This is a genomic window from Duganella sp. CT11-25 (assembly GCF_047302815.1).
Lineage (GTDB): Bacteria > Pseudomonadota > Gammaproteobacteria > Burkholderiales > Burkholderiaceae_D > Rugamonas.
This window is the reverse complement of record NZ_JBKBFD010000001.1, coordinates 6270343-6296569: the sequence shown is the minus strand read 5'-3', so window position 1 is coordinate 6296569 and position 26227 is coordinate 6270343. Positions and strand designations below refer to the sequence as shown.

Annotated in this window: 22 protein-coding genes and 1 tRNA gene; 4 read left to right on the top strand and 19 right to left on the bottom strand. The window is 65.6% G+C overall.

What is annotated here, in order from left to right; translation table 11 throughout:
• Positions 1-134 precede the first annotated feature (134 nt).
• Positions 135-209, top strand: a tRNA-Arg gene (locus ACEN9F_RS27325).
• A gap of 22 nt (positions 210-231) precedes the next feature.
• On the opposite strand, the gene ACEN9F_RS27320 is transcribed toward ACEN9F_RS27325, so the two are convergent.
• The 18 genes from ACEN9F_RS27320 to ACEN9F_RS27235 all read right to left on the bottom strand — a co-directional run bounded on the left by ACEN9F_RS27320 (position 232) and on the right by ACEN9F_RS27235 (position 23494).
• The gene (locus ACEN9F_RS27320; RefSeq protein ID WP_413425237.1) at positions 232-2148 is read right to left on the bottom strand and encodes an acyltransferase family protein; all 1917 of its coding nucleotides are present in this window, start codon (positions 2146-2148) and stop codon (positions 232-234) included.
• Positions 2149-2336: 188 nt separating this feature from the next.
• Positions 2337-3053, bottom strand: a complete 717-nt coding sequence (locus ACEN9F_RS27315; protein ID WP_413425235.1) for a PEP-CTERM sorting domain-containing protein — start codon at positions 3051-3053, stop codon at positions 2337-2339.
• Positions 3054-3250: 197 nt separating this feature from the next.
• Positions 3251-3646 carry a RidA family protein gene (locus ACEN9F_RS27310; RefSeq protein ID WP_413425233.1) on the bottom strand — a complete coding sequence of 132 codons (396 nt, stop codon included), beginning with the start codon at positions 3644-3646 and terminating at the stop codon, positions 3251-3253.
• The gene (locus tag ACEN9F_RS27305) at positions 3646-4806 is read right to left on the bottom strand and encodes an acyl-CoA dehydrogenase family protein (RefSeq protein WP_413425231.1); all 1161 of its coding nucleotides are present in this window, start codon (positions 4804-4806) and stop codon (positions 3646-3648) included. Before ACEN9F_RS27305 ends, ACEN9F_RS27310 begins: the two co-directional genes overlap by 1 nt.
• Positions 4806-5660 (bottom strand): enoyl-CoA hydratase family protein, encoded by an 855-nt coding sequence (locus ACEN9F_RS27300; RefSeq protein ID WP_413425229.1) that lies wholly within the window; start codon positions 5658-5660, stop codon positions 4806-4808. Before ACEN9F_RS27300 ends, ACEN9F_RS27305 begins: the two co-directional genes overlap by 1 nt.
• A 10-nt stretch (positions 5661-5670) precedes the next feature.
• Positions 5671-6162 carry a MarR family winged helix-turn-helix transcriptional regulator gene (locus ACEN9F_RS27295; protein WP_413425227.1) on the bottom strand — a complete coding sequence of 164 codons (492 nt, stop codon included), beginning with the start codon at positions 6160-6162 and terminating at the stop codon, positions 5671-5673.
• A 9-nt stretch (positions 6163-6171) separates the two neighbouring features.
• Positions 6172-6954 carry an SDR family NAD(P)-dependent oxidoreductase gene (locus ACEN9F_RS27290; RefSeq protein ID WP_413427192.1) on the bottom strand — a complete coding sequence of 261 codons (783 nt, stop codon included), beginning with the start codon at positions 6952-6954 and terminating at the stop codon, positions 6172-6174.
• A gap of 94 nt (positions 6955-7048) precedes the next feature.
• Positions 7049-9430: a bifunctional salicylyl-CoA 5-hydroxylase/oxidoreductase gene (locus ACEN9F_RS27285; RefSeq protein ID WP_413425225.1), complete on the bottom strand. Its 2382-nt coding sequence runs from the start codon at positions 9428-9430 to the stop codon at positions 7049-7051.
• A complete protein-coding gene (locus tag ACEN9F_RS27280) occupies positions 9427-11052 on the bottom strand; it encodes an AMP-binding protein (RefSeq protein WP_413425223.1) in 1626 nt (541 codons plus the stop codon). Before ACEN9F_RS27280 ends, ACEN9F_RS27285 begins: the two co-directional genes overlap by 4 nt.
• Positions 11053-11152: 100 nt before the next feature.
• On the bottom strand, positions 11153-11869 hold the full coding sequence (locus ACEN9F_RS27275) for a response regulator (protein ID WP_413425221.1): 717 nt from the start codon (positions 11867-11869) through the stop codon (positions 11153-11155).
• Positions 11870-11980: 111 nt separating this feature from the next.
• Positions 11981-16933, bottom strand: coding sequence for a two-component regulator propeller domain-containing protein (locus tag ACEN9F_RS27270; protein WP_413425219.1), 4953 nt, complete (start codon positions 16931-16933; stop codon positions 11981-11983).
• A 51-nt stretch (positions 16934-16984) separates the two neighbouring features.
• On the bottom strand, positions 16985-18160 hold the full coding sequence (locus tag ACEN9F_RS27265) for a patatin-like phospholipase family protein (protein WP_413425217.1): 1176 nt from the start codon (positions 18158-18160) through the stop codon (positions 16985-16987).
• A 49-nt stretch (positions 18161-18209) separates the two neighbouring features.
• Positions 18210-19988, bottom strand: coding sequence for a gamma-glutamyltransferase (gene ggt, locus ACEN9F_RS27260; RefSeq protein WP_413425215.1), 1779 nt, complete (start codon positions 19986-19988; stop codon positions 18210-18212).
• 94 nt (positions 19989-20082) lie between these two features.
• A complete protein-coding gene (locus tag ACEN9F_RS27255; protein ID WP_413425214.1) occupies positions 20083-20841 on the bottom strand; it encodes an SDR family NAD(P)-dependent oxidoreductase in 759 nt (252 codons plus the stop codon).
• A 97-nt stretch (positions 20842-20938) separates the two neighbouring features.
• On the bottom strand, positions 20939-21304 hold the full coding sequence (locus ACEN9F_RS27250) for a hypothetical protein (RefSeq protein WP_413425212.1): 366 nt from the start codon (positions 21302-21304) through the stop codon (positions 20939-20941).
• Positions 21305-21334: 30 nt separating this feature from the next.
• Complete coding sequence (locus ACEN9F_RS27245) at positions 21335-22171, bottom strand: lipase family protein (protein WP_413425210.1); 837 nt, start codon at positions 22169-22171, stop codon at positions 21335-21337.
• Positions 22172-22271: 100 nt separating this feature from the next.
• Positions 22272-22913: an NrsF family protein gene (locus ACEN9F_RS27240; protein ID WP_413425208.1), complete on the bottom strand. Its 642-nt coding sequence runs from the start codon at positions 22911-22913 to the stop codon at positions 22272-22274.
• Positions 22910-23494: a sigma-70 family RNA polymerase sigma factor gene (locus ACEN9F_RS27235; protein ID WP_413425206.1), complete on the bottom strand. Its 585-nt coding sequence runs from the start codon at positions 23492-23494 to the stop codon at positions 22910-22912. The genes ACEN9F_RS27240 and ACEN9F_RS27235 overlap by 4 nt, the downstream gene beginning before the upstream one ends.
• Before the next feature lie 122 nt (positions 23495-23616).
• Here ACEN9F_RS27235 and ACEN9F_RS27230 point away from each other — a divergent pair, with 122 nt between their 5' ends.
• The 3 genes from ACEN9F_RS27230 (at position 23617) to ACEN9F_RS27220 (ending at position 25361) form a co-directional block, all read left to right on the top strand.
• Positions 23617-24219, top strand: coding sequence for a cytochrome b/b6 domain-containing protein (locus tag ACEN9F_RS27230; protein ID WP_413425204.1), 603 nt, complete (start codon positions 23617-23619; stop codon positions 24217-24219).
• 24 nt (positions 24220-24243) lie between these two features.
• A complete protein-coding gene (locus tag ACEN9F_RS27225; RefSeq protein WP_413425202.1) occupies positions 24244-25026 on the top strand; it encodes a molybdopterin-binding protein in 783 nt (260 codons plus the stop codon).
• Between the two features lie 74 nt (positions 25027-25100).
• A complete protein-coding gene (locus tag ACEN9F_RS27220) occupies positions 25101-25361 on the top strand; it encodes a pentapeptide MXKDX repeat protein (RefSeq protein ID WP_413425200.1) in 261 nt (86 codons plus the stop codon).
• Positions 25362-25472: 111 nt separating this feature from the next.
• Here ACEN9F_RS27220 and ACEN9F_RS27215 read toward each other — a convergent pair whose 3' ends face one another.
• Complete coding sequence (locus tag ACEN9F_RS27215) at positions 25473-26042, bottom strand: hypothetical protein (RefSeq protein WP_413425198.1); 570 nt, start codon at positions 26040-26042, stop codon at positions 25473-25475.
• Between the last annotated feature and the right edge of the window lie 185 nt (positions 26043-26227).

The window sequence follows — 26227 nt, the reverse complement described above, 5'->3', positions numbered from 1 at the left end:
GAACTTAAGGTGCTCGCCCGCTGCGCCGGATGGGCGAAAACGGCAACGATTAGATGAATGAAGCCAGCATTGTACCGATAGACGCCCTTCCATTACCAATTCTTGGCGAGTCGCGGCTATAATTGCGCCGCGTCCTCCCCGTAGCACAATGGATAGTGCACATGCCTCCTAAGCGTGGGATACTGGTTCGATTCCAGTCGGGGGGACCATCCCCCTCCCCTCATGCCGGGCTCAGGGCGCGCCGGACGCGCCGGAGCTGGCCATCTTGCCTTGTACCGGATTGAGCAGCATGGCCGCGACCACCGCCGAGCCCTGCTCGGTCAAATGGCCGTAGTCGAACTGCATCGGCACGCCGGCCGCCGCCAGGGTGCGGCACTCCTTGCCGTGGCACAACTGCTCGATCAGCGAGAAATATTGCGCGCCCGCCGCCGTCGCCGTCTTGCGCATCAGCGGATCCAGCGCGAACGGACCGCTGACCACGCTGCTGGCGATGCGCTCGGGATGGCCGTCGTTGCGTACCAGCACGCGCGGCAGGCTGCTGGCGTATTGCGGAATCGGCCCCACCACCATCACCACCTGCGCGTGGCGCTTGGCCAGCGCCACCGTCGCGGCCAGGTCGGGCAGGTCGGACGGCGCCCAGCGGCCCGCCAGGATCACCAGCTGCACCGGATGCTCGGGCAGCCAGGTTTCCAGCACCTTGCGGAACAATTGCTCGCACGGCAACCGCCTGGACGCCGGCGTGTTGGTCAGCACGGGCCGGCAACCGGTCTGTGTTGCCTGCAGGACATTGTAGTCGGTGGCGACCTGGTGCAGGCCGGGCCACAGCTGGGCGGCGTGGCTGTCGCCCACCACCAGCAGCGACTTGCTGCGCTGCGCGCTCTGGCCCAGGCAGACCTGCGGGTCGTAGCGGCCCTGGCCGTCGACGATGAAGCAGGTGCCGCCGCGGTAGACATGGTCGCCGTCGTAGGTCTCGTACTTGGCCATCGCCAGCTGCTGGTCGTTGTAGCGGGCCGGCAAGCCGCCGCTGAACGCGAAGGTCAGGCCGAACGCCATCGTCGCGGCCATCGCGGCAAACGCGCCCTGGAACACCTTCTTGTTGCTGTAGTCGTTGGCGCCGACGCGGAACGGCTGCTCGACGTAGCGCCAGGACAGCACCGCCAGCAGCAGCGACAGCGCCAGCTCGGCGATGCGCACCGGCCAGGTCGGCTCCATCATCAGGCCGATCTGGGTGAAGACGATCACCGGCCAGTGCCACAGGTAGAGCGAGAACGAAATCTGGCCGATGAACACCACCGGCTTCCACGACAGCAGGCGGCCGGCCAGCGAGGTGCCGGCCGTGCCGGCGCCGATGATGGCCGCCGCGCCCAGGCACGGCAGCAAGGCGCTGGCGCCGGGGAACGGCACGCCGCCGTTGTAGAACTTGACGCCGATCAGGATCGCCAGCACGCCGCCGCCGGCCAGCACTTCGCGCAGCGCGCGGTGGCGCGCCGGCAGCGCCGGCACCACCGCCAGCAGGGCGCCGATCATCAACTCCCAGGCGCGCGACGGAATCAGGTAGAAGGTGCCGGACGGATCGACCTTCAGCCACCAGATCGAGAACGCCAGCGAGACCACGGTGATGACGGCGGCGATCCAGCGCACGCTGGACTGGGCGCGCGCGTGCAGCACCGCCAGCACGACCGGCCAGAACAGGTAGAACTGTTCCTCCACCGCCAGCGACCAGGTGTGCAGCAAGACCTTGGAGTGCGCATCCGGCGCGAAATAGCCGCTTTCGCTGTAGAACAGGATATTCGAGACGAAGGTGGCGGTCGACAGCAGCGAGTTGCCGTAGCGCCGCAACTCCTCCGGCAGCATGGTCAGCACGGCCAGCACGGTGGTCACCGCCAGCATGGCGAACAGCGCCGGGAAGATGCGGATCGCCCGGCGGCGGTAGAAGCGGATGATGGAGAAGTCGCCGTTGCGCAGCTCGCGCGCCAGGATGCCGGTGATCAGGTAGCCGGAAATGACGAAAAATACGTCCACCCCGATGAAGCCGCCGAAAAAGCCCGGAAAGCCGATGTGGAACAGCACGACCGGCAGCACCGCCAGCGCGCGCAAGCCGTCTATGTCCGGACGATAGGTTTGATGTGAGATAAAGTTCTTGGTCATCGGTCAGGCTGGGCAGCGCGGGCGCGTTGCCATAGCAAAAGTAGTGTTTATAAACGGCAATTTGACGCGCTGCAACGTAGTTATTCTAGCGTGTAAATGCGTTTGTCTTTTGCAAAATTTTCCAAGCGTACCGGGGTGGTGCCGGAAGTGGGCCGGGAGACGGGCGTCTCCCGGCGGTCGGACAAGGACTAGGAAATGCGGCGGCGCGCCATGACGCCCAGCACGGCCATGCCAGCGAGCAACATCGCATACGTTTCCGGCTCCGGCACCGCCGGCGCGTAGACCGCGTTGCTGGTGGCGTTGACGTGGCCGAAGAACGTGTAGTTGGCGGTGGCGCCGGTGCCGTTGTAGAAGTCGACCAGGATGCTGTTGGCCTGGCCGTCGGTGCTGCCGACCACGTGGTATCGCAGGTCGCCGGTGCCGAACGTGATGTCCTGGTTGTACACCACGCTGTTGTTGAAGGTGTTTTTCACTTCAAAGAACACGTTGCCGCTGTTGACGTCGGCCAGCTGGCCGGTGTGCAGGGTGATCGAGTACGGTACGTAAAAGCTCAGGTGCGCACCGGCCGCCAGCGAAAAGTCGCTGATCAGGTCCATCGTGGCGACGGCCTTGCCGCCGCTGGAGTTCGCTTGTGCGTGCCCCAGCGTGGTCAGGGCGGCGACGCCCGGCACATCGGCATCGGAAAACGCCGTCGGCGAGACGGTCTGGGAGAAACTGCCGCCGTTGTCCGCATCGCTCAGGCTGCGGTAGGTCCAGCCGCCGAAACTCAGGGACTGGCTGCTCAGCGACGCCGTCAGCGCGGCCACGTCCAACTCGGTCACGGCCGAACTTGCCGCCGCAAAAGCGGCCGGGGCGCCCAGCATGCCGGCCACGCACGCCGCCACGGAAATCAATTTGCGTATCATGCACTACTCCTAACAATAAATTATTGTTATTAATATTAAAGTAATTTAACTTAACAAACCAGCATCTTACATTTTTTAAGAGAAAAACAGCGGGCACGCCTGGGCGGGCGAACAACAGTCGGGCTGTCGGTGCTCTGGAGCTGGTCTGCCGGCTGGCTTACTTAATATAGCAGGCATAAATACAAATTTTATCTTTTTTACACCGCCGGGATGACGGCGGTGACTTCGATCTCCACCCGCGCCCGGTCCTCGACCAGCGCCATCACCTGCACCGCCGTCATGGCCGGATAGTGCGCGCCGATCAGCTCGCGGTAGGCGGCGCCGATCTCCTTGTAGGCCGCCACATATTCCTGCTTATCGAGCACGTACCAGGTCATGCGCACGATGTGCTCCGGCCGGGCGTCGGCCTCGGCCAGCACGGCGACGATGTTCCGCAGCGCCTGCCGCACCTGGCCGGCGAAATCGTCGGTGTGGAACACGCCCTGCCCGTCCCAGCCTATCATGCCGCTGACGCAGACCGTGCGGCCGCTGGCGGCGACGCCGTTGGAATAGCCACGCGGCCGCGCCCAGCCCGGCGGTTGAAGAAAGTCCATCATTGTTCCTTGTGGTTGGCATCGCGCAGCAGCTCGCGCGCGATGATCAGTTGCTGTACCTCGGTCGCGCCTTCGTAGATGCGCAGCGCGCGGATCTCGCGGTACAGCCGCTCGACCGGCTGCTCGCTCACCACGCCCAGGCCGCCGAACATCTGCAGCGCGGCGTCGATCACCTGCTGCGCGGTCTCGGTGGCGTTCATCTTGGCCATCGCCGCCTCTTTCGTGACCTTGCGGCCCTGGTCGCGCTGCCAGGCGGCGCGGTAGGTCAGCAGCGCGGCGCCGTCGATGCCGGTCGCCATGCCGGCCAGCTTGGCCTGCGTCATCTGGAACTCGGACAGCATCTGGCCGAACATCTTGCGCTGCGTGGCGTGCGCCAGCGCCTCGTCCAGCGCGCGCCGCGCGAAGCCCAGCGCGGCGGCGGCCACCGAGGTGCGGAACACGTCGAGCGTCGCCATCGCCACCTTGAAGCCCTGCCCCGCCTCGCCCAGCCGCTTGCCGGCCGGGATGCGGCAATCCTTGAACACCAGGCGCGCCAGCGGATGCGGCGCGATCACCTGGATGCGCTCGGCGATCTCGAAGCCCGGCGTGCCCGCGTCGACGATGAAGGCGCTGATGCCGCGCGCCCCCGGCTGTTCACCGGTGCGCGCGAACACCACGTAGAAATCGGCGATGCCGCCGTTGGAGATCCAGGTCTTCTCGCCGTTGAGCAGATAGTGGTCGCCATCCGCCACCGCCGCGCACTGCATGGCGGCGACGTCGGACCCGGCCTGCGGTTCGGACAGCGCGAAGGCGGCGATCGCCTCGCCGCCCGCGACGCGCGGCAGGTACTCGTCGCGGTTGGCGGCGCTGCCGAACAGGCTGATGGCGCCGGAACCCAGCCCCTGCATGGCGAAGGCGAAATCGGCCAGGCCGTTGTGGCGCGCCAGCGTTTCACGGATCAGGCAGATGGCGCGGGTGTCGATCGCTTCGCCGGCGGCGCCGACCGCGTGCCGCAGCCAGCCGCCCTCGCCCAGCTGGCGCACCAGCCGGCGGCAGGCCGCGTCGACATCGGCCTCGTGATGCCGGGAGATATGCTGCGCGGCCCAGGCGTCCAGCGCCTGCTCCAGCGCGGCGTGGCGCGGCTCGAAGAACGGCCATTCGAGGTAAGTCTTGTCGCTCATCAGTCGCCCTCGAATTCCGGTTTTTGCTTGGCCACGAAGGCGTGATAGGCGCGATGGAAATCGTTGGTCGCCATGCAGATCGCCTGCGCCTGCGCTTCCGCCTCGATGGCTTCATCGACGCCCATGTTCCATTCCTGCTGCAGCATCTTCTTGGTCATGCCGTGGGCAAAGGTCGGACCGTCGGCCAGGCTTTGCGCGAAGTCGTACGCCGCGTCCAGCAAGCCTTCCGGTTCCTGCAGGCTGTTGAAGAAGCCCCAGCGCTCCGCCTCCGCGCCGGACATCGAGCGTCCGGTGTACAGCAGCTCGGCGGCGCGGCCCTGGCCGATCACGCGCGGCAGCAAGGCGCAGGCGCCCATGTCGCAGCCGGCCAGGCCGACCCGCGTGAACAGGAAGGCCGTCTTGCTGCGCGCCGTGCCGAGGCGGATGTCGGACGCCAGCGCCAGGATCGCGCCGGCGCCGGCGCAGATGCCGTCCACTGCGGCGACGATGGGCTGCGGGCAGGCGCGTATCGCCTTCACCAGGTCGCCCGTCATGCGCGTGAAGGCCAGCAGGCCGGGCATATCCAGCTTGGTCAGCGGACCGATGATGTCGTGGACGTCGCCGCCGGAGCAGAAGTTCTCGCCGGCGCCGGCGATCACCACAGCCTTGACGTCGTCCGCATAGGCCAGCGCGCGGAACAGGTCGCGCAGCTCGGCGTAGGAATCGAAGGTCAGCGGATTCTTGCGCTCGGGACGGTTGAGCGTCAGCGTGGCGACGCCGCCGCTGACCTCGAACAGGAAATGGCTGGCCCGGTAATCGGCCAGTGCGGCGCGGTTGCCTGGCAGTTGCTGCACTTCGCCGGGAAGGTATCGCATGGTGTATTCCTTATTTTTCGTCCGAGGCGTTCAGGTGCTGCTTCATCTGCGACAGCAGCTCGATCATCTTGCCCTTGTCGGCGCCGGACAGGTCTTGCAGCAGTTCGGCGATCCAGCTCTCGTGCACGGCGGCCATGGTGGCGAAGGCCTTGCGGCCGGCCGGCGTGAGCTTGACGCTGTAGGCGCGGCCATCCTTGGGATCGGACACGCGCACCACCAGCTTTTCCTGCTCCAGCTGGTCGGTGATGCCGGTGATGTTACCGCCGGTGACCATCATGCGCTTGGACAGTTCACCCATGCGCAGGCCTTGCGGGTAGCGCTCCAGCTGCGCCATCAGGTCAAAGCGCGGCAGCGTGATGCCGAAGGTGGCGCGCAGGCGGCTGCGGATCTCGTTCTCGATCTTGACGGTGCACGACAGCATGCGCAGCCACAGCTTGAGCGACTGGTGGTGATCCTGCGTCAGGCGGCTGGCCAGGTCCAGGTTTTCTTCTTCGTCTTGCATAGTTTCCTCTTACATGACTTCACCGCCGGCGACGGCGATGGATTGTCCATTCATTGCTGCGGATTCGGGCAGGCACAGCCAGGCGACCGTACCGGCCACCTCGTCGCTTTGCACCAGCCGTTTTTGCGGATTGCCGGCGGCCAGTTCGGCGCGCGCCTGGTCTTCGCTGCGGCCGGTCCTGGCGACGATGTTGGCGACGGCGTCGCGCACGATGTCGGTTTCGGTATAGCCGGGGCAGACCGCGTTGACGGTGACGCCCTTGGTCGCCACTTCCAGCGCCAGCGCGCGCGTCAGGCCGATCACGCCGTGCTTGGCGGCGACGTAGGCCGACACGTAACGATAGCCGATCAGGCCCGCGGTTGACGCCACGTTGACGATGCGCCCCCACTGCGCTTCCAGCATGCCGGGCAATGCCGCCTGCGTGCAATGGAAGGTGCCGGTCAGGTTCACGTCCAGCATGCGCCGCCACAGCGCGGCGTCGGTCTTGGCGAACGGCGCGGGCGCTGCCTGGCCGGCGTTGTTGATCAAAATATCGATGCGGCCGAAGCGCTGCGCGGCTTCCGCAAAACCGGCCTGCACCGAGACTTCGTCGGTGACGTCGATCACGGTCATGGCGACCTTGTCGCCGCACAGTGCGCGCATGGCGGCGACCGCAGCGGCCAGCGCCTGGGCGTCGCGGCCGGCCAGCGTCACGCGGGCGCCGCGCAGCAGCAAGGCTTGCGCGCAGGCGGCGCCGATGCCGCGCGCACCGCCGGTGACCAGCGCGTGCTTGCCGGCCAGCGGCTGCCGCATGGCGGCGGCACCGCCGCTGGGTGCGAGATAGGCGTCGCCGGGGGCGTGGTAGGCGTCGCGGGCGACGGCGGGCTTGTGCGTTTCGCTCATGCTGTCAGCCCTCCAGCAGTTTGGCGGCGACTTGCTGCGGCGTCAGGCCGTTGCTGGCGGCGGCCAACTGGCGTTCGCGCTCCAGGTTGCGCTCCAGCTGCTGCTTGCCCGCCAGGTACTGCTTGGGCCAGGCGACGGCCGTGTAGCCGATGCGTGCGGCTTCGGCCAGCGTCCAGGCCGGGTTGGCCAGGTGCGGACGGCCCACCGCGCACAAATCCGCGCGGCCGGCGGCGATGATGCCGTTGGCGTGATCGGCCTCGAAGATCGAACCGACCGCGATGGCGCCGATGCCCGCCTCGTTGCGGATGCGGTCCGCGAACGGCGTCTGGAACATGCGGCCGTACACCGGCTGCTCCCGCTTGCTGACCTGGCCCGAGGAACAATCGATCATGTCGGCGCCGGCCGCCTTGAACAGGCGGGCGATCAGCACCGCGTCGTCCGGCGTGATGCCGCCCTCGACCCAGTCGTGCGCGGAAATGCGCACGCTCATCGGCTTGTGCGCAGGCCATGCCGCGCGCATCGCGGCGAATATCCGCAACGGATAGCGGCAGCGGTTTTCCAAGCTGCCTCCATACTCGTCGCCGCGCTGGTTGGTCAGCGGCGAGATGAAGGACGACAGCAGGTAGCCATGCGCGCAGTGCAGCTCGATCCAGTCGAATCCCGCCGCGTCGGCGGCCAGCGTGGCGCGGATGAAATCGCCCTGGATGCGCGCCATGTCCGCCGCCGTCATCGCGCGCGCGGTTTGCGAAACGCCGTCCAGGTACTGCTGCGGCGAGGCGGAGAACAGCGGCCAGTTGCCGCCGTCCAGCGGCCGGTCGATGCCGTCCCACATGGCGCGGGTGGAACCCTTGGCGCCCGCGTGCCCAAGCTGCAGGGCGATCTTCGCATCCGTGTGCTGGTGGACGAAATCGACAATCCGCTTCCACGCTTGCGTATGCTCTGGCGCGTACATGCCGGGACAGACCGGCGTGATGCGCGCGTCGGCGGAGACGCAGGTCATCTCGGCGAACACCATCGCCGCGCCGCCCATGGCGCGCGCGCCGAGGTGCGCCAGGTGATAGTCGCCCACTGTGCCGTCGACGGCGCTGTACTGCGCCATCGGCGATACCAGGATACGGTTCTTCAGCGTGACGCCGCGCACCTTGAACGGCGTGAACATCGGCGGCGTGGACGCGGCCGGCGCAGGCAGGCCGGCCTGTTCGCAAGCGCGCGCGGCGAACCATTTTTCGTAGCCGGCCACGTAGGCGGCGTCGCGCAGGCGCAGGTTTTCGTGCGACAGGCGCTGGCTGCGCGTCAGCATCGAATAGGCGAATTGCGGCGCTTCCATCGCCGTGTAGCGCTCGACGTTCTCGAACCACTCCATCGAGTTGCGCGCCGCGCTTTGCAGCTTGACCACCTCCACCGCGCGCAGCGCTTCGTAGGTGGACAGCGCGGCGGCGGCATCGGCGTGGGCGCCGAAGCAGCGTGCCAGTTCGATCGCGTCCTCCAGCGCCAGCTTGGTGCCGGAGCCGATCGAATAGTGCGCCGAATGCGCGGCATCGCCCATCAGCACCACCGGCACCCGCCTGTCGCCCGCCACGTTCCAGTGCACCCAGTTGCCGCAGACGATGCGCGGAAACTTGATCCACATGCCGGAGCCGCGCAGGTGCGCCGAATTGGACATCAGCTTGTGTCCGTCCAGCTGGTCGGCAAACAGCTGCTCGCAATACGCGATCGCCTGCTCCTGGCTCATCTCCTCCAGGCCGGCGGCGCGCCAGACGCTTTCCGGCGTCTCGATGATGAAGGTCGAGGTGTCGCTGTCGTACTGGTAGATGTGGGCCTGGAACCAGCCGTGCTCCGTTTGCTTGAAGGCGAAGGTGAAGGCGTCAAACTTCTTGCGCGTGCCCAGCCACACGAAGCGGCACTGGCGCGGCTCGATCTGCGGCCGGTAGCTGTCGGCGTAGCGCGCGCGGGTGCGGCTGTTCAAACCGTCCGAGGCGATCACCAGATCGGCGTCGTAGCGCGCGGCGATCTCCTGGTCGTCCAGCACGTCGGTCTCGAACACCAGCGACACGCCCAGTTCCTCGCAGCGCTGCTGCAGGATGTTCAGCAGCCGCTTGCGGCCGATGCCGCAAAAACCGTGGCCGCCGGACGTGACCTTCCGCCCCTTGAAGAAAACATCGATATCGTCCCAGTGGTTGAACGATTGCAGGATCGCGCGCGCGGTCGGCTCGTCGGCGTTCATCAGGTTGCCCAGCGTCTGGTCGGAAAACACCACGCCCCAGCCGAAGGTATCGTAGGGACGATTGCGCTCCACCACCGTGATCCGGTGGGACGGGTCCCGCTTCTTCATCAGCAGGCTGAAATACAAACCTGCCGGGCCTCCGCCTATGCAAACAATATTCATTCGGTTCTCAGTTTAAAACGCTGCAGCTTGCCTGTCTCGGTGCGCGGCAACATGGTCAGGAACTTGATCGCGCGCGGATATTTATACGGCGCGATCTGTTCCTTGACGAACTCCTGCAGCTGCAGGGCCAGTTCCGGCGACGCTTCAAACTCCGGCTTCAGCACCACGTGCGCTTCCACGATCTGCCCACGCTCCTCGTCCGCGCGGCCGATCACGCCGCATTCCGCCACCGCCGGATGGCGCAGCAGGGCATCCTCCACCTCCGGCCCGGCGATGTTGTAGCCGGCCGAGATGATCATGTCGTCGGTGCGCGAGCGGTAATAGAAATAACCGTCCGCGTCCATCTCATACGCATCGCCGGTCAGGTTCCAGCCGTTCAGCACATAGTCGCGCTGGCGCTCGTCGGCCAGGTAGCGGCAGCCGGTCGGGCCCTTCACCGCCAGCCGTCCGATCACGCCCGGCCCCACCGGCCGGCCGTCCTGGTCGAGGATGCAGGCCTGGTAGCCGGGCACCGGCTTGCCGGTCGCGCCGGGCCGCACCTGCTCGCCCGCCGCCGAGATGAAGATGTGCAGCAGCTCGGTCGCGCCTATGCCGTCGATCATCGACAGCCCGCTCGCCTGTCGCCAGCTCTCGCGCGTCGCCAGCGGCAGCGCCTCGCCCGCCGATACGGTCTTCTGCAGGCTGGCCAGGTCGTAGCGGTCGGCCAGCGCCGCCATCTGCCGGTAGAAGGTCGGCGCGGTAAAGCACACTGTCGCGCGATACGTCTCTATCGCTTTCAGCAGGGTTTCCGGCGTCAGCTTTTCCAACAGCACGGCGGTCGCGCCCACCCGCAGCGGGAACAGCAGCAGGCCGCCAAGGCCGAAGGTGAAGGCCAGCGGCGGGGTGCCGATGAAGGTGTCGCCGGGCTGGGAACGCAGCACCGAGCGCGGGAAGCAGTCGCAGATCGCCATCACGTCTCGATGGAAATGCATCGTGCCTTTCGGGATGCCGGTGGTGCCGGAGGTGAAGCTGATCAGGCAGACGTCGTCCGCCGCCGTGTCCACCGCCTCATATGCGGCAGGCTGCGCGGCCATCAGCGCCTCCAGCGAACCCGGGATGGCATCGGCGCCGAAGTACAGCGTGTTCGCGCGCGCGGCGGCGGGCAGCGTGGCGGCGTCCAGTTCCACGCGCAGGCCGTCGGCGCACAGCACGGCGTTGACCTCCGCCTTGCCGGCGATGGCGCCCAGTTCGCGCGCGCGCAGCAGCGGCATGGTCGGCACCGCGATGCAGCCGGCCTTCATCACCGCCAGGACGCAAGCCGCCATCATCGGATTATTCGCGCCGCGCAGCAGCACGCGGTTGCCAGCCTCCAGTCCCATCGCTCCGCGCAGCACATGGGCGATGCGGTCCACCTGCTGCCCTAGTTGCGCGTAGGTCCACGTGAGCTGGGCGCCGCGAATGGCGATCCGTTCGCCGGCGCCGCCGGCCAGCGCGCCGCCCAGCAGCTCGGCCACGCAATTGATGCGCGGGCCGTACTGCAATTCCGGCAGGTCGAAGCGCAATTCCGGCCATAGTTCGGGCGGCGGCAAATGCGTGCGCGCGAAATGGTCGGTATAGGCACTGGCTGTCAATATGCTGGTCATGGTCGCCCTGAAGTTGAAAGTCGTTCGGTACCCGCTGCTCACGCAGCAGATACTTTAAACCTAAACTATCTCAACATCAAGCGAAAACCGGATCAGCGCATCAGGCGGCGGCGCTCTCGCGTACCAGGCCAGATTGCTGGACCACGGCGCGGGTCACGTCCGCCAGCACCGCTTGCACCGCCTCGTTGGACAGGTGGGCGGGAGGGAAGCTTTTCAGCGCGGTGGCGGCGCCGTGCAAGCCGAGCGTGACGCAGCCGGCGTGCAGGCGGTCGATGCGCACCTGCGCCTCCTGCTGCTCGCCCTTGCCCAGCATGACTTCCAGATCGCCGGCGGCGGCGGTCAGCTGGTTCTGGAAACCGCTCAGGTATACCAGCAGCCGCTCGCCGTTGATGCCCAGCCGGCGCAGCGTGGCGGCGGGTTCCTCCGCCAGGTGTTCGTAGCCGCTGGCCGCCTGGTCGAGGAAGTTCGCCAGGTGCACCCGCACCTGCTCCGCCTGGAAAGGCTTGACGATGTAGCCGGCCGCGCCGGCATTGGTGGCCTCCTGCACGGTGTCCTTGTCGTTGGCCGACGTCACCAGCACGAAGGGCATGCCGCTGATTTCCGCATCGGCCTTGACGCGCTGCAGCAACTGCATGCCGGACAGCCGCGGCATGCGCAGGTCGCAGAAGCAGATGGCAGGCCGCAAGCCACCCTCCAGCTGCTGCCACGCATCCGCGCCATCTTCCGCTTCCACAATGTCGAACTTGCCGCAGCTGTCGATCAAATGCATCAACACCATGCGCGAGACGACATCATCGTCGACTACCAGAACTTTCATGTGACTCCCTGTGCCATTAACGACTACCTTACGTGATTTCAGTACGGCACTTTGTAATGATCTTACATTATAAACACGGCCCGCAGCGTCCTGGACGCAATAGATTGCGCCTTACAGAATGCTAGCTGTTGCTACTTGCGCCAGAAGGCTGCGCAGCTGCGGCATGGCGGCCGCCACCCGCTCCCAATTGCCGTGATCGGCCTCAAGTTCCAGCTCGCCGCACAGCGCCTGCAGCTCCTGCTCTTCCAGATAGCCGGCGCTGCCCTTCATGCCATGCAGCAGGCGGCTGGCGGCCTCGCCGTCCCGCAGCGCCAGCGCATGCTCCAGATCCGCCAGCCGCAGCGGCGCGTCCTGGTTGAAGGCGGCCCGCAAGCGCACTTTCAGATCGCTAGCGCCACCGCTGTGCTGGACCATGCGGGCCGGCTCCAGCGCGGCCGGCGCGACGCCGAACAGCGCGTCCAGTTCGGGCGTGCCGAGCGCCGGATTGCGTCGCGGCTCCATGCGCGGCAACTGGAAGCCACGCTGCAGTTGGCGTTCGATGGCGCGGCTCAATTGGAAGTGCAGCTTGTCTTCGTCGATCGGCTTGGTGAGGAAGTCGTCCATGCCGGCGGCCAGGTAGCGGCTGCGGTCTTCCTCGCTGGCGTTGGCGGTCAGCGCGATGATCATCAGTTCCTGGTCGCGCACCGGCGCCGCTTCGGTGCCGCCGGACCGTATCATGCGGGTGGCGCTGGCGCCGTCCATTTCCGGCATGCGGCCGTCCATCAGGATCAGGTCGTAGCGCGTCAGCGAGCAGGCCTTGACGGCCAGCGCGCCGTTGGCGGCGATGTCCACCTTGTGGCCCAGGTCTTCCAGCATCATGCGGATGATGATCTGGTTGGTCGGGAAGTCCTCGGCGCACAGCACCTTGAGCTGATGGCTGTGCGGCTCGCGCGGCACGTGCGGCACCAGCGGCGGCGCGACGCCGTTCGCCAGCGGCAGCTCGAACATGAAGGTGCTGCCCTGCCCCGGCATGCTGACGGCGTTGATGCCGCCGCCCATCAGCTCCACCAGCTGGCGGCAGATCGCCAGACCCAGGCCGGTGCCGCCGTAGCGGCGCGTGGTCGAGGCGTCGGCCTGCTCGAACTTCTGGAACAGGCGCGGAATCGCGTCGGCGTCGATGCCGATGCCGGTGTCGGACACGGTGAAGCGGATGCGGTTGAGCGCTCCCTGGTACCCGGCCGGCGCCGCGCCCTCGTCTTCCTGCGGCACGCGCTCGACCCGCATCCGCACCGCACCCTGCTGGGTGAACTTGAAGGCGTTGCCGACCAGGTTGACCAGCACCTGCCGCAAGCGGGTCGGATCGCCGACCACGAACTGCGGCAAGCCTTCGCCGAACTCCAGGCTGAAGCCGACGCTGTGTGCGGCGGCCTGCTCTTCAAACAGGCTGACCACGTTTTCCACCGCCGCCGACAGCGAGAAGTCGATGTTCTCGATCGACAGCTTGCCGGCCTCGATCTTGGAGAAATCCAGCAGGTCGTTGATGATCGACAGCAGCGACTGCGCATTGGCCTGGCCGCGCAGGATCTGCTCGCGCGTGCTGTCGGCCAGCCGCGCGTCGCGCAGCGCGAAGCCCAGCATGCCGATCACGCCGGCCAGCGGGGTGCGCATCTCGTGGCTCATATTGGCCAGGAATTCGGATTTCTGGCGGGTCGCGTCTTCCGCCTTCTGCTTGGCGTAGCGCAGGCGTTCCTCGTTGTCCTGCAAGGCCCGGTTGGCCAGCGCCAGTTCCTCGGTATGCAGCCGCACCTGCTTTTCCTGCGCCACCAACTGGGCCTGGGTCTGGCGCAGCGTCTGCATCGCCTCCTCCAGCTGCTGGTAGGCGCGTGCGTTTTCCAGGCCGGCGGCGGCGTGCGAGGCCAGCGTCTGCAGCATGTCCATGTGCACGCGCTGGTAGCTGTTGCGCTCCGTGCTCTGCACGCACAGCAGGCCGACCACCTTGTCGCTGATGACCAGCGGCGCGTACATCATCGAATGTGCCTGGGCCACCGGCACGCCGTCCTCGCGCACGCACGGTGTCATGCCCTCCAGGCCCGATTCGTCCATGTAGTCGCGGTACTCGGACTGGAAGTCGTTGATGAAGACCGGCTTACGCTGCGTCAGGCACCAGACGGCCAGCTGGTTGGGTTCATCCAGGCGGCGCTGGTAAGGCAGGGTGCGCACGCCGCCTTCGATCGCGAACGGGAAATCGATCACGCCATCCTCCTCGCGCACGAAGCCGATGCCGAAGATCTGCGCGTTCATCAGATGGTGCACGTGACGGTACAGCGTGCGCATGGTGGTTTCCATGTCCAGCGTGGCGCTCATCTCGCGCCCCAGCTCGCTCAGCACCGAGATGTTGCGGTGCGCCTGCTCGACGTTTTCCTTCTGCCGTTCGACTTCCACCTTCTGCCGTTCGGTATCGATGCGGCGCTGCTCGGCCTCGGCGCGCTGCGCCTCCGCTTCCAGGCGGCGCTGCTCCAGCTCCTGCTTCTGCTGCTGCAACTGCTGGTTCTTGTGCTCGACCTCCGCCGTGCGCGAACCGACCAGCTGCTCCAGCCGCTGCTGCTGGTGGCGCAGGCTGCGCACGCGCGCATGGTAGGCCGCATAGGCGCCGCCCAGCGCCAGCAGCGCCAGCAGGCTGCGGAACCACCAGGTCTTCCAGAACGGCGGCCGGATGGTGATCTCCAGCGTGGCCGCGTTGTCGTTCCAGATGCCGTCCTTGTTGGCGGCCTTGACGCGGAACACGTACTTGCCCGCATCGAGGTTGGTGTAGGTGGCGAAGCGCTTGGTGGAATCGGTCACCACCCAGTCCTCGTCGAAGCCCTGCAGCTGGTAGGCGAAGCGGTTGCGCTGCGGCGCCGCGTAGTGCAGCGCCGCGAACTCCAGCGAGAACACCGAGTCGGCTTCCAGCAGCGTCAGCGCGCCGGTGTGCTCGATGGCGGTCTTCAGCACGTCGGCATGCTCGCCCTGCCCCGGCTTGAGCGACTTGTTGAAGATCTGGAAATCGGTGATGGCCACGGTCGGCGCCACGCTGTTCTCGCGCACCTCCGGCGGCGAGAACGCGGTGATGCCGTTGAAACCGCCGAAGTACAGCGTGCCGTCCGGCGTGCGCAACGCGGCGCCATCGAAGTAGGCGCCCTCGATGGTGCCGTCGGCGCCGCTGTAGTTGCGCACCAGCCCCGTCTCGATGTTCAGCCGCGACAGGCCGCTGTTGGTGCTCATCCACAGGTTGCCGGCATCGTCCGGCAGGATCGAGGCGACGGCGTCGTCGGCGATGCCGTCCTTGCGCAGGTAGCGGCGGAAACGCACGCCGCCGTCGGCCGCGATCTCCATCTTGTTCAGGCCCGCCGCCGTGCCGACCCAGATCGCGCCGCGCGCGTCCTCGTACAGGTAGTGCACCTCGTCGTGACTGAGGCTGAAAGGATCGGCCGCGTCGCGCCGGAAGTGGCGGAATTTTCCGGTCTTGCGGTCCAGCAGATCGAGGCCGTTGAAGGTGCCTATCCACAGCCGGCCTTGGCGGTCTTCAAGGATGGGCCGCACCACGTTGTCGGCCAGGCTGGCGGGATCGGACGGATCGTGGCGGAAGGTGCGCACCTCCATGGTCTGCGGATCGAGGCGGTGCAGGCCGCCGCGCGAGGCGATCCACAGCACGCCGCCACGGTCGCCGACGATGTTGCGGATGGTGTCGCTGGCCGGGTCGCCGCGCACGAAGGACAAGGCGCGGACCGCGCCGGTGGCCAGGTTCAGGTGGTTGACGCCGGCCCGCCCGCCGATCCACATATTGCCGCTCTTCTCGCGCCACAGCGCGGTGACCTGGTCGTCGCTCAGGCTATTGGCGCGCAGCGGATCGTGGCGCCACACCTTGCTAGTGCCGCTGACGGTGTCATACAGGTTCAAGCCGCCGCTGCTGCCCAGCCACAGCTGGCCGCGCCCGTCCGGGACGATGGCGCGGATCTTGTTGTCCGACAGCGAGTCGGGCATGTCGGCCTGGCGCACGATGCGCGCGAAGCCGCCGCTGCCCATGTCGACGCGGCTGACGCCGTCGTTCCAGGTGCCGACCCAGAAAGTGCCGACGCGGTCGCGGAACAGCGCCGAGACCTGGTTGTCGGCCACGCTGTGCGTGTCGCTGAACTGGTGGCGGTACTGCACCAGCCGGTTTTCCGCCGGCAGCCAGCGGAACAGGCCATCGGCCTGCGAGCCCACCCAGACGTTGGTCTCGGCGTCCTCGTACAGCGTGGTGATGCTGATCCCCGGCGCCAGCCCTTCGCGCGGACCGAGACGGCGGCGCTGCGGCTCGGCGCCCAGCAGGCGCCATTGTTCCAATCCGCCCAGCGTGCCGACCCACAGCGTCTGCGCGCTGTCGACCTGCAGCGCGACGACGGCGTTGGCCTTGCTGTCGCCGCGGGCGTCGATCGAATAGTGCTGGAAGCGCGATGCGCCCGGCGCCAGCATGTCCAGCCCCGTCGCGGTGCCGACCCACAGCCGGCCGGCGGCGTCGCGCGCCAGCGCGTTGACCTGGTCGTTGGCCAGGCTGCCGGCATCGGCCGGATCGTGGTGCCAGCTGGTGAAGCGCTTGCTGGACGGGTCGAAGTGATGCAGGCCGTCGGCGCTGGCGACCCACAGGCCGCCCAGCCCATCGTCGGCGATGGCGCGCACGTGGCGGTTGCCGTTGCCGCGCTGCGCCGATTCGTTCGGCAGGAAGTGGGTGAAGGTCTTGGTGGCGGCGTCGTAGCGATCCAGGCCGCCGTCGGTGCCCACCCACAGCTGGCCGGAGCGGTCCAAGTGCAGCACCCGCACCCAGTTGTCGCCCAGGCTGCGCGGGTCGGAAACGGCGCTCTTGTAGGTGATGGTGCGGTAGCCGTCGAAGCGCGTCAGGCCGGCCTGCGTGCCGAGCCAGATGAAGCCCTGCTTGTCCTGGGCAATGGCCAGCACCGATTCCTGCGCCAGGCCATGTTCGACGCTGAGCTGCTCGAAGCGCAGCGTGCGCGGCGGCGCCCCCGCCCATGCGGCGGCCATGCCCAGGCCCCACAGCAGCAGGGCCGGCATCAGCAGTCGGCGGCAAAGGCGTTTAAAACACTGCAAAGGAGATCCGTTATGTCAGGATTCGAAGAAGGCCAATACGTCGTCTTTTCGGGCCTGGGTGTCACGTTGGCCGAGTCGGATCAACTCGCAAGTATACGTCGATTCGAACAACAGGTACGAAGCGAGTGCCGCGCCGCGCGTTTCGGTGGCGCCGATGCCCGACAACATGGTGCGGATCGGCGCCGGCAGGCTGCCGATGTGGCGGCTGGCGATATCGTCGAGGCGCTCCGACGGCGCGATCACCAGCAGCTTGACCGGCTTGAGCGGGGTCTGCTCCAGCAGCTCCGGCGGCAGCATGGACAAGGTCTTGTTGACGCGCTCCAAGCGCTCGATGTCGACCGCAAGACTATCCAGGAAGATCGACGACATCGCGTGGCCGGCGATCTGCGCCAGGCTCGGATAGCGGGCCGCGCTTTTCTCGGCGGCGCTGCGCGGCGGCTCGGTCAGGCGGCCGGCGCCGACCACCAGCACCTTGGAGGCGCCCAGGTGGATGGCCGGCGAGATCGGCGCCAGCTGGCGCATCGAACCGTCGCCGCAGTATTCGCGGTGGCCGCCCATGTACAGCGGCGTGGCCGGGAAGATGAACGGGATCGCCGACGACGCCAGCAGATGCTCGACGCCGATCTGGTCCTGCAGCGCCACGCGCTGCATGCGTATCCACGGCGCGATGTCGGCGGCGGTCTGGTAGAAGGTCAGGTGGTTGCCCGCCGTGTAGGACGAGGCGGTGACGGCCAGCGCGTGCAGCAGGCCTTCGGACAGCACCGCGTCCAGGCGCGGCAGGTCCAGCATGCGGTGCAGCAGGCCGACCAGCGGCGTGTTGTCCAGCAGCGAGGCGGGCGGCGCGGCGCGCCATTTGCGCAGCAGCCAGCCGAACGACAGCAAGGACAGCCAGCGCGCGCCGGAGCGGATCACCCCCAGCGAATCGGCGCGGTAGACCTGTTCGACCTCGATATGCTGCCAGACGTCGAGCAGCTTCTGCACGCCCTCGCCGAAGTTGTCGGCGCGGCAGGCCAGGGCCGTGGCGTTGATGGCGCCGGCCGAGGTGCCGCAAATGATCTCGAAGGGATTACGCGCCGGCGGCCAGCCGGCCTCCCACAATATCGCCGAAATCGCCTGCAGTACGCCGACCTGGTAGGCGGCCCGGGCGCCTCCACCCGTCAGGATCAAGCCTGTTTTCTTTTGAATTCCCATACGACAAGATTAGCAGGGTCCGGGCGATTTGGGGGCGATTTGGCGCCGATTAGTCGCCTAATACTACACCTTCACGGCGCGGATCGGCCCCGCCAAACCACTGCTGCTTGCCGTCGACGGTGCGGCGCTGGATGCCCTGCAGGCCGGAATTCTGCTCGTATTCGCGGATATCGTGGCCGCGCGCCTTCAGCTGCGCGACCACGGCACGGCTGACGCGCCCCGCTTCCAGCTCGGTCGGGCCGTTGCGGCTGCCGAGATTGGGCAGGCTGATGGCCTGCTGCACGTCCAGCTTCCAGTCCAGCGTCCCGACCAGCACCTTGGCCACGTAGTTGATGATGGCCGAACCGCCCGGCGAGCCGGTCGCCAGCACCAGCTTGTGCGTGCCTTTGTCGAACACCAGCGTCGGCGACATCGCGCTGCGCGGACGTTTTCCGGCCTGCACGCGGTTGGCGATCGGGCCGTTCTCGTCCTGCGAATCGAAGGAGAAGTCGGTCAGCTGGTTATTCAGCATGAAGCCGTCGACCATCTGGCGCGCGCCGAAGGCGTCTTCCACCGACGTCGTCATCGACAGGCCGCCGCCGAAAGCGTCCACCGCCACCAGGTGCGAGGTGGACGGCTTGTCGATCGCGGTATCGGCGCCCCAGGCCACCTGCATGGTGTCCGGCGTGCCGTAGTTGGCGCGGCCCATCGACTGCTCGCCGATCAGCGAGGCGCGCTGCTTGAGGTAGCCCTTGTCCAGCATGGCGCTCACGCCCCTGCCCGGCAGCGGCACGAAGTCGGTATCGGCGACGTAGCGGTTGCGGTCCGCGTAGGCCAGGCGGCCGGCCTCGGTGAACAGGTGGATGCCTTCGGCCGTCAGCTGGCCGTCGACCGGCTTATAGGGGCTGATGTCCTTCACCTCCAGGATGCCCAGCATCTGCGCGATGGCGATGCCGCCGGACGAAGGCGGCGGCGCGCCGCACACGGTCCAGGCCTTGTAGTCGCTGCAGATGGGCGCGCGCTCCTTGGCCTGGTAGCCGGCGATGTCGGCGGCGGTCAGCTTGCCGGGATTGGTCGGATGGCCGGCCACCTTGGCGGCGATGTCGTTGGCGATGCGACCCTTGTAGAAAGCGTCGGCGCCGCCGTCGGCGATGTCGTGCAGCGTGCGCGCCAGCTCGGGGTTCTTCAGGATGTAGCCGACCGGGCGCGGCTTGCCGTCGGCGTCGAAGAAGTAGGCCCTGGCGACCGGGTCGCGCGCCAGGTATTTATCGTAGGAGATCAGCGCGTTCAGGCGCGGGCTGACGGCAAAACCGTTTTCGGCCAGCTTGATCGCCGGGACGAACAGCTTTTTCCAGGCCAGCTTGCCGTGCTGCTTGTGCGCCAGCTCCAGCATGCGCAGCACGCCGGGCGCGCCGACCGAGCGGCCGCCGATCACGCCGGTCTCGCGCGAGACCGGCTTGCCGTCCTTGTCCTGGAACAGGTGCTCGTCCGCCGCCGCCGGCGCGGTTTCGCGGCCGTCGTAGGATTGCACGCGCTTGCCGTCCGAGTACATCAGGAAGGAACCGCCGCCGATGCCCGACGATTGCGGCTCAACCAGGGTCAGCACCAGCTGGGTGGCGATGGCCGCGTCGATCGCGGCGCCGCCCTGCTTCAGCATCTCGTAGCCGGCTTGCGTGGCCAGCGGATTGGCCGCGGCCACCATGAATTTTTGCGAGGACTTGCCGGCTTTTTCCTTGTAGCCGGTGGCGATTTCCGGCGCGGCGTCCGGCGTGGTGCGTTGAGCATAAGCCGGCACATGCGCGGCGCCCATCAATGCGACGCAAAGCGCCAGTGTCTTCAAACGTATCATGGACTCTCCAAAATAAAAGGCGCGCGGCCTGGGCCGCGCGCCCGATCACTCTGGCATCCTACACGAAATCGTGTAAATCGTTTGCTTGGTGGTTTTACTTAGGCTGCATGCGGATCGCGCCGTCGAGGCGGATGGTTTCGCCGTTCAGCATGGTGTTCTCGATGATGGCGCGGGCCAGCTGCGCATACTCGGACGGCTTGCCCAGGCGCGGCGGGAACGGCACCATGGCGCCGAGCGCATCGCGCACCTCGGTCGGCATGCCCATCAACATCGGCGTCTCGAAGATGCCGGGGGCGATGGTCATCACGCGGATCGCGTTGCGCGACAGGTCACGCGCCATCGGTAGCGTCAGTCCGACCACGGCGGCCTTGGAGGCGGCGTAGGCGGCCTGGCCGATCTGGCCGTCGTAGGCGGCGACGGAGGCGGTATTGATAATGACGCCGCGCTCGCCGCTATCGGCTGCGGCGGTCTTGCCCATCGCATCGGCCGCCAGGCGCGCCATGTTGAAGGTGCCGACCAGGTTGATGTTGATGGTGCGCTGGAAGACATCCAGCGGGTGCGGGCCTTCCTTGCCGACGGTCTTGACGGCCGGCGCCACGCCGGCGCAGTTGACCAGGCCGCGCAGCGTGCCCAGCGCCGTCGCCGCCTCCACCACGGCCTTGCCGTCGGCTTCCGAGGTCACGTCGCACTTGACGAAAACAGCCTTGAGTTCGGCGGCCAGCGCCTCGCCGGCGTCCACCTGCACGTCGGCCAGCACCACCTTGCCGCCCGCCTCCACGATCATGCGCGCGGTCGCCGCGCCCAGCCCCGACGCGCCGCCGGTCACGATGAATACATTGTCTTGAATCTGCATGTCTTTCCTCTATTCTTTTGTTTGACGTTTACGTAAACGTCACCTAGGCGCCAATTGTAGCGATTTTTGGCCCGGAGATGAGAAAAACTGTGCGCTATCAATCGCCGATTGTGAGTTGGAAAGGGGTCTCGCCCCGGAAATCGACGCCGACAATGGCATCGATAGCGTGTTCGGTGTCGAAATAGATGCTCCACTCCTGGCCGCTGTTGATAAATACATTGGGGTCGACAAAGGAAACCGCATCAAGGCCGTAGTCTCCGCGCCGCAGGGAAATGTAGTTCATGCAGAGTGTGAGCAGTTGCTCCCAGTTGAAGCAAATCCAGCGGGCACGCTCTTCCTGGTCAAGGGAAACGGCGGTGGATTCGATATTCAATATCGATCCATTGAGCTGGATCGGCGAACATTCCCAATGTTCCGCGCCTCTCAGCAATGTTCCAACCCCACGGACGTCCAGCGTTTCCATGCAAAGATCCACTTTGAGAATCTGATGCGGCTAGAATGCGCGCACATAATTGGCCGGGGCATGGTCGGCCAGCCCCCGGCTGCCCACATTTCCATGCCGCCACGCCAGCTTCGCCAGATAGATCGCCCTGGCTTCCCAGCGATCGTCGTCAATCGGATCGTCCGGCGTCGCTTCGTTCCAATCCTGGAATTCCCCGTTCCGGTCGATATACCTGATCGCGCCGACATGCTTGTAGCCCAACAGCTCCGGCGGAACCATGGTCACGACGTCGCTGCAATCGACATAGCGGCGCACATCGCGCTGGGCGAACAACGCCGCAAACACATGGTCGCCGACGCGCGGCGAACCGAAGGTGACCAGGGTGGCACCGGGAACCAGCGACGCCGCCAACGTGGCCAGCGCGGCGCCAAGGCTATGGCCGGTGATCCAGACCTTGGATGGATCGTAGGGCTTCAGCCATTGTTCGACCGCGCCCCAGATACTGTCCAGCGCCTGCGAAAATCCGGTATGGACCTCGCCCCCGGCTTTCCATGACCGCAGGCGCAGATCCGCATCGACGCCGATGTCGGTGGGATCGTCCGCCTGGGTTCCCCGGAAGGCGATATAGATCTTGCCGTCGCTGCCGACGGCGCCAAAACCCTGCGTGCCGGTACGCTTGGTCGCAAAGGTGACAACCGCCGACATGCCGGCCGCCTCCAGCGCCTGCCTGAGCTTGCCCTCGTCCGCGTCACCGTTTTCAAAACGGGTATAGGCAAGCCGCGCAAGCTCGGCACAGATTCCTTCGGCGCTGAACGGCCGCGTGCCGAAAACTGTCGCCGACAATTCGGGTTGATACAGCGCTTGTTGAGAGGCATCGTAATTTTTCATTTTTTTCTCTTTTTAGAAAGACACGCCGCCACTTGGCAAGCCTTGACAATATAGTCCTCCCACGCGCCCAGACGATCACACATTGTCACATCGCCGCGATTTACCAGGCCAGCACGCGCGGCCCGATCAGTGCCCCGAGCGCGGCCGGCACCAGCATTCCCAACAAGTACCAAAAGCCGACAAAGACCGTGCTCATTTCCGGGCAGTGCAGGCAATACACCACGGCCGCCGCCGCGCCCGCGGCGAAGCCTGCCGCCGCGCCCGCCAGCCGCAGGCGGGTCGGCGCCAGGCCGCGCATGACGTGCAGCGTAGCGGCCAGCACCGGCAGCGACAAGACCGCGATCAGGATCGGGCAATAGCGCCAGGTGCGGCCCCAGAACAGGTCCGCGCGCACCTCTGGCGCGGCCTGCAGCAGCACCACACCTGCGGCGCACCACAGCAACAGCACCGGCCCGCCCAGCCACATCGGCAGCGCGGCGATGCGCGCGCCCGGCAAGGACAGGCGTTTCACCACCCGCCAGCCCACCCAGGCCAGCGTCGCCGCAAAGACCAGCTTCACCCAGAAGGCCGGCAGCAACGCCACGCGGGCCAGATCCGGATGCAAGCCCAGCAGGACCAGCATCAGCACCACGCTGGCGAACAAGCCGCCAAGCAGCGGCAGCGCGGTGACGCGCAACGGCCGGGCGGCGACGCCGACGTCGGGGCCGCTGGCCAGCATCGTGATCAAGTCATCTGTTTTCATGTCGCATCCCTTAAGGTGGTTGCCAATGCTTTCAAGCCGCGGTGCACCGATACCTTGACCGCCGCCTCCGACATCTGCAACATGCCGGCCGCCTCGCGCACCGACAGGCCATCCAGCTTGGTGTGGATGATGGCGTCGCGCTGCTTGTCCGGCAATGTCGCGAGCAGCTTGGCCAGATCGCGGCGCGCGTTGCCGGCCTCCTCGTCGGCGTTGGAAAACAACGCGCTCTCGCCGGCAAGCGCATCGTCCAGCGGATCGTGCAGGCTATCGCGGCGCGCATGCCGGCGCAGCCAGTCGATCAGCTTGTACCTGGCGATCGCATAGATCCACGCCGTCAACGGCACTCCGGTGTCGTAGCTCAGGCGCTGATTATGGATCGCCAACAGGGATTCCTGCACCAGGTCTTCCACCTCGTCCGGCCAGCGGCTCAGGCGCCGCCGCAGAAAGGCGCGGATATGCGTCGCCGTCGCCTGCAAGAAACGACGATACGCCAGGGCGTCGCCCTCCACGCCCTGCAGGAACAGGGCATGCAGGCGTAATTCGGTGCTGCGTAAAAGATCCACCTCAGGTATTCGTTGCATCGGCGCCTTAAGTTACAGCATTGAGCAAATAAATTTACGTCGAAAATATTCGACCTGCCGTGTAACCAATTCATGGCTCGCTGCGAATTCACTGTCACGGTCATCGACAAGCAGGCTAGCACATGAAACCCCTTGGAACAAATACACCGATACATCCAGTCTGGTTGCGTCTCACGCACTGGCTGAACGCGATCGCCGTCATGCTGCTGGTCACGAGCGGCTGGCGCATCTACAACGCCACCCGTTTTCTCGACTTCACCATCCCGCGCGGCATCACGCTGGGCGGCTGGCTCGGCGGCGCGCTGCAATGGCACTTCGCCGCGATGTGGCTATTGGTCGCCAACGGCATCCTGTATTTGCTGATCAACCTATTCTCGGGCCGGTTGCGGCGCCAGTTCTTCCCGATCACGCCGCGCCAGGTGCTGCACGACCTGGGCGCCGCGCTGAAGGGCAAGCTGGCCCATGCCGACCCGCGCAGCTACAACAGCGTGCAACGGCTGGCCTACCTGTTCGTGATGGTCGACAGCGTGGTGCTGGTGCTGTCCGGGCTGGTGCTGTGGAAATCCGTGCAATTTCCGCTGCTGCGCGAACTGATGGGTGGATACGAAGCGGCGCGCCGCGTGCACTTTTTCGCCATGGCCGGCCTGTGCGCCTTCATCGTCGTGCACCTGGCGATGGTGGCGCTGGTGCCGCGCACCCTGCTGGCCATGCTGCGCGGCCGCTAGTCATCAGAACGAGGATCAATCAATATGAAACTGTTTAAAAAACGCGAGATCATCATTCCCGGCGAAGGCGCCGCCATGCTGGCGGACGCCATCGGCCGCATCGCCCAGCCGTCGCGCCGCGCCTTCCTGCAGCGCAGCCTGACGCTGGGCGGACTGACCCTGCTCACCGGTTGCGCCACCGACGACCAGGACAGCATCGACCAGGCGCTCACCAGCATCTCGCGCTTCAACGACCGCGTCCAGGGCGTGCTGTTCGATCCGTCGCGCCTGGCGCCGACCTACCCCGAGTCCATGATCACCCAGCCGTTCCCGTTCAACGCCTATTACGGCGAAGACGAGATCCGCGAGGTCGACGGCGACGCCTGGCGCCTGGAACTGAGCGGCATGATGGCCGACCGCAAGCCGTGGACGCTGCAGCAGTTGCGCGCGTTGCCGCAGCAGTCGCAGATCACGCGGCATATCTGCGTCGAGGGCTGGAGCGCCATCGGCAAATGGGGCGGCGTGCCGTTCTCGCATTTCCTGCGTCAAGTGGGCGCCGACCTGAGCGCGAAATACGTCGGCTTCAAATGCGCCGACGACTATTTCACCAGCATCGACATGGCCACCGCGCTGCATCCGCAAACGCTGATGGCGCTGACCTATAACGACCAGCCCTTGCCGCCGCGCTATGGCTTTCCGATGAAGCTGCGCATGCCCACCAAGCTGGGCTACAAGAATCCGAAACACATACAAGCCATCTTTGTGACCAATACCTACCCTGGCGGCTATTGGGAAGACCAGGGGTATAACTGGTTCGGCGGAAGTTGATCATCGCCGTACCGGACCGCTCGTGCAGTAGCAGTACCAACGTTGTTTAACTTTACTTTCTAGAGGAAATCACCATGAACAAAATGACCACCGCGCTGATCGCCGCATGCCTGATGATGTCGGGCGCCGTTTACGCCCAGGACGCCATGAAAAAGGATGATATGTCCAAGGACGCCATGGCGAAAGATGCCATGGCCAAGGATGGCATGAAAAAAGACGCCATGAAAAAACCCGCGCACCAGGACAAAATGGCCAAGGACGAGATGAAGAAAGACAAGATGGCCAAGGACGAGATGAAAAAGGACGCCATGGCCAAGGATGAAATGAAGAAGTAACGCCCTGTCCGGCCGCGACGCCGGACGCCCGTTATCGGCACCGTCCCTGACATGGCCTGATACGTCATGTCAGATGACTGGCGGCTGCCGCTCGCGAGGACTAGAATCTGGCTAACATGACGTCTTTTCGGTAGCAACTATGCCCTCTACCATTTCCCCTTTGTTATTCCGAGACGATTTCAAAGGAGAAAGTCCACATTTCTGCGGAGTGCGTCCCCACGTGGTTTTGTAGCTGACCCCCTGTTCAGATTTGAAGACCAGAGGGATTTCACAGGATTCAACCGTTCCGAAGCCGATTGCACTGCCGCTTATCAATTCGGGATTCGATCTGACTCGAATCTTCACCTCTTGATCGACGGGAATCAAAATAGTCGCAGTGTCGGAGAGAGGGGTGGCGCCAGGCTGGGATGCGCCGTCTAACCGTTCATCCATCACAACTCTTCCGACAGAGACGAGTCCATGTCCGATGGTAGCGGCCCTCTCCCACTTTTGCTTCTCACATACTTCGACATAAATTGGTGTGGTTGTCCGCTGGGGAGCAAAAACCACTAACGAATTATTTGGATTTGGAGGATGGTAAGTTGTCTCCATAGGGGCTAAACCCGCGCATCCTGTGAGTACCAAAACCAGAGGAAGAAAAAAATACGCTGAGTCATTTTGAAATAATTTGATGTTTTTCATTTCCAAGTTCTTCTTAAATTTAAGTGCTCGTCGGTAGACCGCTACTGGCCCAGCGACGGATGTCAATTATTCAGGAGCGCTCGCCCCCATGAACTGTCTGAAGACAAATGCAAAAATAGAGTGTCGATGGTTTCCTTAGGTGCAGTGATTGCGAGATGCCCCGAGACGTCATGTCAGATGACCGG

Excerpts from the sequence above, each read along its gene's own strand:
- ACEN9F_RS27320 (WP_413425237.1), bottom strand. The coding sequence starts at position 2,148 with ATGACCAAGAACTTTATCTCACATCAAACCTATCGTCCGGACATAGAC.
- ACEN9F_RS27315 (WP_413425235.1), bottom strand. The coding sequence starts at position 3,053 with ATGATACGCAAATTGATTTCCGTGGCGGCGTGCGTGGCCGGCATGCTG.
- ACEN9F_RS27310 (WP_413425233.1), bottom strand. The coding sequence starts at position 3,646 with ATGGACTTTCTTCAACCGCCGGGCTGGGCGCGGCCGCGTGGCTATTCC.
- ACEN9F_RS27305 (WP_413425231.1), bottom strand. The coding sequence starts at position 4,806 with ATGAGCGACAAGACTTACCTCGAATGGCCGTTCTTCGAGCCGCGCCAC.
- ACEN9F_RS27300 (WP_413425229.1), bottom strand. The coding sequence starts at position 5,660 with ATGCGATACCTTCCCGGCGAAGTGCAGCAACTGCCAGGCAACCGCGCC.
- ACEN9F_RS27295 (WP_413425227.1), bottom strand. The coding sequence starts at position 6,162 with ATGCAAGACGAAGAAGAAAACCTGGACCTGGCCAGCCGCCTGACGCAG.
- ACEN9F_RS27290 (WP_413427192.1), bottom strand. The coding sequence starts at position 6,954 with ATGCGGCAGCCGCTGGCCGGCAAGCACGCGCTGGTCACCGGCGGTGCG.
- ACEN9F_RS27285 (WP_413425225.1), bottom strand. The coding sequence starts at position 9,430 with ATGAATATTGTTTGCATAGGCGGAGGCCCGGCAGGTTTGTATTTCAGC.
- ACEN9F_RS27280 (WP_413425223.1), bottom strand. The coding sequence starts at position 11,052 with ATGACCAGCATATTGACAGCCAGTGCCTATACCGACCATTTCGCGCGC.
- ACEN9F_RS27275 (WP_413425221.1), bottom strand. The coding sequence starts at position 11,869 with ATGAAAGTTCTGGTAGTCGACGATGATGTCGTCTCGCGCATGGTGTTG.
- ACEN9F_RS27270 (WP_413425219.1), bottom strand. The coding sequence starts at position 16,933 with ATGCCGGCCCTGCTGCTGTGGGGCCTGGGCATGGCCGCCGCATGGGCG.
- ACEN9F_RS27265 (WP_413425217.1), bottom strand. The coding sequence starts at position 18,160 with ATGGGAATTCAAAAGAAAACAGGCTTGATCCTGACGGGTGGAGGCGCC.
- ggt (WP_413425215.1), bottom strand. The coding sequence starts at position 19,988 with ATGATACGTTTGAAGACACTGGCGCTTTGCGTCGCATTGATGGGCGCC.
- ACEN9F_RS27255 (WP_413425214.1), bottom strand. The coding sequence starts at position 20,841 with ATGCAGATTCAAGACAATGTATTCATCGTGACCGGCGGCGCGTCGGGG.
- ACEN9F_RS27250 (WP_413425212.1), bottom strand. The coding sequence starts at position 21,304 with ATGGAAACGCTGGACGTCCGTGGGGTTGGAACATTGCTGAGAGGCGCG.
- ACEN9F_RS27245 (WP_413425210.1), bottom strand. The coding sequence starts at position 22,171 with ATGAAAAATTACGATGCCTCTCAACAAGCGCTGTATCAACCCGAATTG.
- ACEN9F_RS27240 (WP_413425208.1), bottom strand. The coding sequence starts at position 22,913 with ATGAAAACAGATGACTTGATCACGATGCTGGCCAGCGGCCCCGACGTC.
- ACEN9F_RS27235 (WP_413425206.1), bottom strand. The coding sequence starts at position 23,494 with ATGCAACGAATACCTGAGGTGGATCTTTTACGCAGCACCGAATTACGC.
- ACEN9F_RS27230 (WP_413425204.1), top strand. The coding sequence starts at position 23,617 with ATGAAACCCCTTGGAACAAATACACCGATACATCCAGTCTGGTTGCGT.
- ACEN9F_RS27225 (WP_413425202.1), top strand. The coding sequence starts at position 24,244 with ATGAAACTGTTTAAAAAACGCGAGATCATCATTCCCGGCGAAGGCGCC.
- ACEN9F_RS27220 (WP_413425200.1), top strand. The coding sequence starts at position 25,101 with ATGAACAAAATGACCACCGCGCTGATCGCCGCATGCCTGATGATGTCG.
- ACEN9F_RS27215 (WP_413425198.1), bottom strand. The coding sequence starts at position 26,042 with ATGAAAAACATCAAATTATTTCAAAATGACTCAGCGTATTTTTTTCTT.